This window comes from Streptomyces javensis, assembly GCF_039525925.1.
GTDB classification, from domain to species: Bacteria; Actinomycetota; Actinomycetes; order Streptomycetales; family Streptomycetaceae; genus Streptomyces; species Streptomyces asiaticus.
This window is the reverse complement of the sequence record NZ_BAAAIF010000291.1, coordinates 1-558: the sequence shown is the minus strand read 5'-3', so window position 1 is coordinate 558 and position 558 is coordinate 1. Positions and strand designations below refer to the sequence as shown.

Annotated in this window: 1 protein-coding gene; it reads right to left on the bottom strand. The window is 68.8% G+C overall.

Annotated features, from left to right (window positions below; genetic code table 11):
* The coding region (locus tag ABD329_RS48015) for an AMP-binding protein (protein ID WP_344318329.1) at positions 1–558 on the bottom strand (558 nt) is incomplete at both ends.

Sequence of the window (558 nt, the reverse complement as noted above, 5' to 3'; positions counted from 1 at the left end):
ATCCGCCACCACATAGGCCACCAGGCGCTGATCCCCGGGCCGGTCCTCCCGCACGACCACAGCCGCCTGAGCCACCTCGGGATGGCCACGCAGCACAGCCTGGATCTCCCCCAGCTCGATACGGAAACCCCGCACCTTGACCTGGTCATCGACCCGGCCCACATACACCAGCTGACCATCGGCGTTCCAGCGCGCCAGATCCCCCGTGCGATACATCCGCGCACCCGCCGGACCATAAGGATCGGCGGTAAAACGTTCGGCGGTCAGATCCGCGCGCCCCAAGTAGCCACGCGCCAGAACCACACCCGCGACATACAGCTCACCGACCGCCCCCGGCGGCACCGGCCGAAGCCAGGCGTCCAGCACATAGGCCCGCGTGTTCCAGAACGGCCGCCCGATCGGCACCGCACCACTCGCGAGTTCTTGACCAGGCTCGATGCGGTAGTCCGCGCAGTTGACCGTGGCCTCGGTGGGACCGTACGCATTGACCACCACCACATCCGGATGCGCGGCCCGCCACGACGCCAGCGCCTCCCCCACCAGCGCCTCACCACCGGT